Source organism: Streptomyces sp. NPDC055189, assembly GCF_053606765.1.
Genome location: NZ_JBSGSG010000007.1, coordinates 194,850 through 200,924, shown reverse-complemented (window position 1 = coordinate 200,924; position 6,075 = coordinate 194,850). Strand labels below are relative to the sequence as shown.

5 protein-coding genes are annotated in these 6,075 nt (G+C 69.2%); 3 read left to right on the top strand and 2 right to left on the bottom strand.

Translation table 11 applies throughout. The features are described 5' to 3' along the window. Window positions 1-47: 47 nt before the first annotated feature. Together ACWFR3_RS08115 and ACWFR3_RS08110 are read right to left on the bottom strand one after the other, a co-directional pair. Complete coding sequence (locus tag ACWFR3_RS08115; RefSeq protein ID WP_453733722.1) at window positions 48-587, bottom strand: PadR family transcriptional regulator; 540 nt, start codon at window positions 585-587, stop codon at window positions 48-50. Between the two features lie 76 nt (window positions 588-663). Then, window positions 664-2,685 carry an oxidoreductase gene (locus tag ACWFR3_RS08110; RefSeq protein WP_453733721.1) on the bottom strand — a complete coding sequence of 674 codons (2,022 nt, stop codon included), beginning with the start codon at window positions 2,683-2,685 and terminating at the stop codon, window positions 664-666. Window positions 2,686-2,935: 250 nt separating this feature from the next. On the opposite strand from ACWFR3_RS08110, the gene ACWFR3_RS08105 reads away from it, so the two are divergent. The 3 genes from ACWFR3_RS08105 to ACWFR3_RS08095 are packed head-to-tail and all read left to right on the top strand — an operon-like array spanning window position 2,936 to window position 6,063. Further along, a complete protein-coding gene (locus ACWFR3_RS08105) occupies window positions 2,936-4,228 on the top strand; it encodes an ABC transporter substrate-binding protein (RefSeq protein ID WP_453733720.1) in 1,293 nt (430 codons plus the stop codon). Between the two features lie 43 nt (window positions 4,229-4,271). After that, window positions 4,272-5,204 (top strand): carbohydrate ABC transporter permease, encoded by a 933-nt coding sequence (locus tag ACWFR3_RS08100; protein ID WP_453733719.1) that lies wholly within the window; start codon window positions 4,272-4,274, stop codon window positions 5,202-5,204. 31 nt (window positions 5,205-5,235) lie between these two features. Next, window positions 5,236-6,063, top strand: coding sequence for a carbohydrate ABC transporter permease (locus ACWFR3_RS08095; protein ID WP_453733718.1), 828 nt, complete (start codon window positions 5,236-5,238; stop codon window positions 6,061-6,063). Window positions 6,064-6,075 lie beyond the last annotated feature (12 nt).

Here is a 6,075-nt window from a genome sequence, read left to right as displayed (position 1 = left end):
GTCCCGGCTCTGGCCGGGCCGGCGGCAGCCGTCGTACGGAAGGAGAGTCACGCCTCGGGCGCCCCCAGCTCCTCCAGCGTCTGCTCCAGCCACCGCGTCCAGAACGTCTCCAGGTCGATCCCGGCCCGCAGCACCACATGCCTCAGCCGGTCCTCCACCGTGTCCTTGCCCGGCGGGAAGTCCCGCTTCTCGATCCCCTCGTACTCGGCCAACTGCTGCCGGTGCAGGGCGAGATGGCGGCGCAGGTCCGCCTCGATGCCGTCCGTGCCGACGACCGCCGCGGCCCGCAGGCGCAGCAGCAGCGTGTCCCGCAGCGGCTTGGGATCCTGGCTCGCGGCCGTCCAGCGGGCCAGTTCGGCGCGGCCCGCGGGCAGGACCTCGTACTCCTTCTTCTGCCCGCGGGTGGCCTGCTGTTGCTCTAGGGCGCGGATGGCCCCGTCCCGCTCCAGTTTTCCCAGCTCGCGGTAGATCTGCTGGTGCGTGGCCGACCAGAAGTAGCCGATCGACTTGTCGAACCTGCGGGTCAGCTCAAGGCCCGACGAAGGCTTTTCGAGCAGGGCGGTGAGGATCGCGTGCGGGAGTGACATGGCGGCCATCCTAAGTACGGCGTCCGGCGCGGGCGCCCTGTGCAAGAGGGCGCCCGGCCTCAGGGGACATCCGGTGTCACAGCGCCGCGGCCAGCTCCGTGCCCTGCTTGATGGCGCGCTTGGCGTCCAGCTCGGCGGCCACGTCCGCGCCCCCGATGAGGTGGGCGCTCAGACCGGCGGCGAGCAGTGCCTCGTACAGGTCGCGGCGCGGGTCCTGGCCGGAGCACAGGACGACCGTGTCGACGGGGATGACCGTGGACTGCCCGTCGACCGTGATGTGCAGGCCCGCGTCGTCGATCAGGTCGTAGCTCGCGCCCGCGACCATCGTCACGCCGCGGTGGCGCAGCTCGGTGCGGTGGATCCAGCCCGTGGTCTTGCCGAGGCCCTGGCCGACCTTGGACGTCTTGCGCTGCAGGAGGTGGACGCTGCGCGGCGGGGTGGGGCGGTCGGGCGCGGTGAGGCCGCCGCGGTCCTTGTAGTCCATGTCGACGCCCCACTGGCGGAAGTACGTCGCCGGGTCCAGGCTCGCCTTCTCGCCGCCGTCGGTGAGGTATTCGGCGACGTCGAAGCCGATGCCGCCCGCGCCGATGATGGCGACCCGCTCCCCCACGGGCGCGCTGTCGCGCAGCACGTCGAGGTAGCCGACCACGCTGGGGTGGTCGATGCCGGGGATCTCGGGGGTGCGGGGCGTGACGCCGGTGGCGACGACGACCTCGTCGTACGCGGCCCTCGCCAGGTCGTCCGCGGTGGCGCGGGTGTTCAACTGGACGCTCACGCCGTGCAGTTCGAGCTGCGTGCGGTAGTAGCGCAGGGTCTCGTCGAACTCTTCCTTGCCGGGGACCTTGCGGGCCACGTTGAGCTGGCCGCCGATCTCGGAGGCGGCGTCGATGAGCGTGACGTCGTGGCCGCGCTCGGCCGCCGACACCGCGAAGGCGAGCCCGGCCGGGCCCGCGCCGACGACCGCGACGCGCTTCTTGTGCCGGGTCGGCGAGAGCACGAGCTCCGTCTCGTGGCAGGCGCGCGGGTTCACCAGGCAGGAGGTGATCTGCAGGTTGAAGGTGTGGTCCAGGCAGGCCTGGTTGCAGCCGATGCAGGTGTTGATGGCGTCGGACTGCTCGGCCCGCGCCTTGGCGACGAAGTCCGGGTCGGCGAGCAGCGGGCGGGCCAGGGACACCATGTCGGCGGCGCCGTCGGCGAGCAACTGCTCGGCGATCTCGGGGGTGTTGATGCGGTTGGTGGTGACGAGCGGTACGGAGACCTCGCCCATGACCTTCTTCGTGACGAAGGTGTACGCGCCGCGCGGCACCGAGGTCGCGATGGTGGGGATGCGCGCCTCGTGCCAGCCGATGCCGGTGTTGATGATCGTGGCGCCCGCGGCCTCGATCTCCTTGGCGAGGTGGACGACCTCTTCGAGGGTAGAGCCGCCGGGGATCAGGTCCAGCATGGACAGGCGGTAGATGATGATGAAGTCCGCGCCGACGCGCTCGCGTATGCGGCGGACGATCTCGACGGGGAAGCGGATGCGGTTCTCGTAGGCGCCGCCCCAGCGGTCCTCGCGCCGGTTGGTGGGGGCCGCGATGAACTCGTTGATCAAGTAGCCCTCGGAGCCCATGACTTCGACGCCGTCGTAGCCCGCGAGCTTGGCCAGCTCGGCGGCGCGCACGAAGTCCTCGACGGTCTGCTCGACCTCGTCGTCTTCGAGGGCACGCGGCACGAAGGGGCTGATCGGCGCCTTGATCGCGCTCGGCGCGACCAGGCCCTCGTGGTAGGCGTAGCGCCCGAAGTGCAGGATCTGCATGGCGATCTTGCCGCCGGCCGCGTGCACGGCCGCCGTGACGCCCGCGTGCTTCTGCGCCTCCGCCTCGGTGGTCAGCTTGGCGCCGCCGTCCCAGGGGCGGCCCAGCTCGTTCGGGGCGATGCCGCCGGTGACGATGAGGCCGACACCGCCGCGCGCACGGGTCGCGTAGAACTCCGCCATCCGCTCGAAACCGTTCGGCGCCTCTTCCAGGCCCACGTGCATGGATCCCATGAGGACCCGGTTGGGCAGGGTGGTGAAGCCCAGGTCGAGCGGGTTCAGCAGGTTCGGGTAGCGGCTCATGCGGGCCCTCCGTACGGGGTGTGTCGTCAGGACAGTTCTAGAGGACGCCGAACCCTTGTGCAACTAGTTGCATAAAAAGCGAGACGCAGATCTCGCGCCTCACCGCGACCGATTTGCGGCTTTCGCCGGAAGATTCACGGTGTGCAACAGGGGATTGACCATTCAACGAAGCGCTTCTAGTCTCCTCGCACCCCCGCAGGTATATCGATTAACCCCTGGTTGTCATCGTCCTGGTTGGAGACATCCCGCTGTGCGCTCAACGATGAGTCGGCGCGGCTTCCTCGCCGCAGGTTCAGGCCTGGCCGCCGCCACCACCCTGCCCGCCCTCGCCGGCTGTTCCACGCTGGCGTCGGCGGATTCCGATCCCGACACGCTCGTGGTGCACAGCCAGCTCGGCACCACCGCGCCGGGCTCGCCCACGTATCTGTCCGCCCTGAACACCTTCCGGGACGAGAACCCCGGCCTGAAGGTGAAGAACCTCGTGAACGGCGACGACCTCGCGCAGGTCTACGAAACCTCGCGGCTGGCCCGCAAGGAGCCGGACGTCGTCATGGTGAACCTCTACGACAAGACGCTGGCCTGGACCGATGTCGGGGCGACCGTCGACGTCAAGGGCTACATGGACGACTGGGGGCTGCGAAAGCGCGTCCTGCCCGTCGCCCTGGATGCCTGGACCGACGGCAAGGGACGGCTGCAGGCCTTCCCGTACTTCGCCACCAACTGGCCGGTCGCCTACAACACCGCGCTGCTCGACAAGGCCGGTGTCGACGCCATCCCGACCACCGGCGACCAGCTGATCTCCGCGGCCCGCAAGCTCCGCGCCAAGGGCATCGCACCGGTGACCGTCGGCGGCAACGACTGGACGGGCCAGAAGCTCCTCGCCCAGATCATCCAGACCTTCCTCACCCCCGGGGAGGCGGAGAAGGTGTTCCGGAGCGGCGACTTCAGCGGCAGCAGGGGCGCCCGCGAGGGCATCGAGTACTTCGCCGCCCTGCGGGATGCCGGGGTCTTCGCCGACAAGGCGCAGGGCCTGACCTCCGACACGATGACGACGCAGTTCAACACGGGCCACGCCGCCATCCAGTCCGCCATGTCCTCGGCCCTCGCCAAGGTCCCGGAGAACATCGCCCGGCACACCGAGGTCGGCGGCTGGCCGCTGGCGCCGGGCGCCGCGCACGAGAAGCCGACGATCCTGCGCACCTACACCCTCATCGGCTTCTGGATCAGCCCGAACGGCACGAAGAAGCTGGACTCCGTCGAGAAGTTCCTGCGGTTCATGTACCGCCCGGACACCGTCTCGCGCTTCATCAAGGAGAGCGGACGCGACATGGCCCTGCGTTCGGGCACCCTGAGCACCGACTTCCCGCTGGTCGCCGAGGCGCAGAAGCTGGGCACCGACGTCAGCCAGGCCCTGCTGCCCGACATCTACGTCCCGCCGGCGGCGACACAGCCGCTGATCACCGCGACCAGCACGGCGTTCACCCGTGGCACGAGCCCCGCCAAGGTGCGCTCCGTGCTCGAAGCCGCGTACCGCACCGCATGAGCCGCCCGCCCGAGCCGCCCGAGCCTTCTGGGAGTCACCCGAGATGACGACAACGATGTCGACGCCGGGCGGGACCGAGGTCCGCCCCGCACCCTCCGAGCCGCCCGTGAACAAGCGCCGCCGCGAGGGCGGCACGATCCTCGCCGTCCCCGCCCTGGCCTGGTACCTGGTCTTCATGGTCGGCCCGATGATCGCGATCTTCGTGATCGCGGCCCTGCACTGGCCGGGCATGCTCCAGCCCGTCTCGTTCGCCGGGTGGGACAACGTCCGTACGGTCTTCGACGATCCGGTGTTCTGGGACGCCGTGCGCAATACGGCGGTCCAGCTCGCCGTCGCACTGCCGATCATGATCGTGTGCGCGTACATGCTGGGCTACTACGTGGCGCAGAAGCCGCCGGGACACCGCGTCCTGCGCTATCTGCTCTTCATCCCCGGCCTGATCTCCACCCCGGCCAAGGCGATGGTCTTCTACGCGGCCCTCTCCCCCGACGGCCTGGTCAACGGCGCGCTGAAGTCGGTGGGGCTCGGCTCGGTGACCGACGCCTGGCTGGCCTCTCCCTCGACGGCGCTCGCCTGTCTGATCGTGCTCGACATCTGGGGCGGCATCGGCTTCACCGCCGTCCTGTTCGCCGCGCGGCTCGGCAGTGTGCCCGAGGAGATCGGCGAGGCGGCGCAGTTGGACGGCGCCGGGCACTGGCGGACGATGTGGCGCGTGCACTTTCCGGTCATCCGCGACTACGTGGGCGTGGTGACGATGCTCCAGTTCCTCTGGACGTTCTTCGGGTCCGCACAGCATGTCCTGCTGCTCACGCAGGGCGGGCCCGGCAGTTCGTCGACCACGCTGTCCTTCCTCGTCTACCAGAAGGCGTTCATCGCGGCCGACCTCGGCTACAGCCAGACCGTCGGCGTGATCCTCTTCCTGGTCGGCCTCGTCGGCCTGCTCACCATCCGCCGCGCGTTCCGCCAGAACTACTGACGCCGCCCGACCCCGATTGGAGACGGTCACCATGAAGCACGGAAAGTCCTGGCTGCCCGCGCACATCCTGGCCTGGGCGTACGCGGCGCTGCTCGTCGTCCCCCTCTACTATCTGCTCGCCTCCGCCTTCAAGACGAACGAAGAGATCTTCGCGAGCCCCTTCTCGCTGCCCACCTCGCTGTCGTTCGGCAACTTCGGTACGGCCTTCGAGAGCGCCGATCTGGGGCTCGCGGTCGTCAACTCGGCCCTGGTGACATTCTTCTCGCTCGCGCTGACGCTGGCCCTCGCGATTCCTGCGGCGTTCGCGATCGCCCGCGCGACGGGCCGGCTCGGCGCCTTCGTGGAGAAGGTCTTCTCGCTCGGCTTCCTCATCCCGACGTTCGCCGCGCTCTTCCCCACGTTCCTGCTCGCCGCGGCGACGGGACTCTTCCACACCCGCCTGTTCATGGTGCTGTTCCTGCCGGCCACCGCGATGCCGCTGTCCGTCGTCATCCTGGTGCAGTTCATGCGGACCATCCCCCAGGAGATGGAGGAGGCGGCACGCATCGACGGCGCTTCCACGTTCGGGGTCCTGCGGCACGTCTACACACCGATGTGCATGCCCGGCATCGCGACGGTGCTGCTCCTGAACTTCCTGACGTTCTGGAACGAGTACCTGTACTCGCTCGTCATCATCGGCCCCGACCCCTCGCAGCGCACCGTGCAGGTCGCCCTGCCCACCCTCAAGTCCCTGACGGGCACGGATTACGGGGTCCTGACCGCCGGTACGGTACTGACTCTCGTACCGGTATGGGCCGTCTACACGGTGCTGCAGAAGCGGATGCAGCAGGCCCTCGTCAGTGGGGCGGTGAAGATGTGAACACTCCGGAAG